Raw genomic sequence first — 512 nt, 5'->3', positions numbered from 1 at the left:
TATTAGTTTGTCCTTGATAAGTATCCGTTAACTGAACAGGACTACCTAATAAACTCAGAGTTTGCTCATCATCGAACAGCATATAACCAACTTCCCCACCAAAAAGGTGCTTTCCTTTTATCAATTCCTTATTAATGATTAAAGCTCTTCCAATTCCAGTTCCAATAACAAGAAAATAACAATTCTTAACATCTTTAGCAGCGCCATAATGGACTTCAGCAAGGGCAGCACAGTTCGCATCACTCTCAATACTGACAGGTAATTCAAAAAGCGTTCTTAACTCATCTAAGATTGGAAAATGATGAATATAGTCGATTGCACTAATACCTCCAATAACACCCTTCTCACTATCAACAGCTCCCGGCGCACTTATGCCAACTCCCAAGACTTGGTATTTCTCTTAAAACATTGTGATAACTTCTTTTAATTTTACTTTCATCTTAGCCCAGGTAGATGGTGTTTCAAAAGAACTCGTCTCCATTAATTCATTATTGTCCCAGATTCCATACTTA

At 36.9% G+C, this 512-nt stretch carries 1 protein-coding gene; it reads right to left on the bottom strand.

The window, feature by feature from the left end; translation table 11 throughout:
• The coding region (locus tag ACMZ6U_RS10770; protein WP_416108387.1) for an ROK family protein at nucleotides 1–385 on the bottom strand (385 nt) is incomplete at its 3' end.
• Between the last annotated feature and the right edge of the window lie 127 nt (nucleotides 386–512).

The sequence above is a fragment of the Streptococcus pluranimalium genome (assembly GCF_047785745.1).
Taxonomy (GTDB): Bacteria; Bacillota; Bacilli; order Lactobacillales; family Streptococcaceae; genus Streptococcus; species Streptococcus pluranimalium_B.
This window is presented reverse-complemented; position numbering and strand designations above follow the sequence as displayed.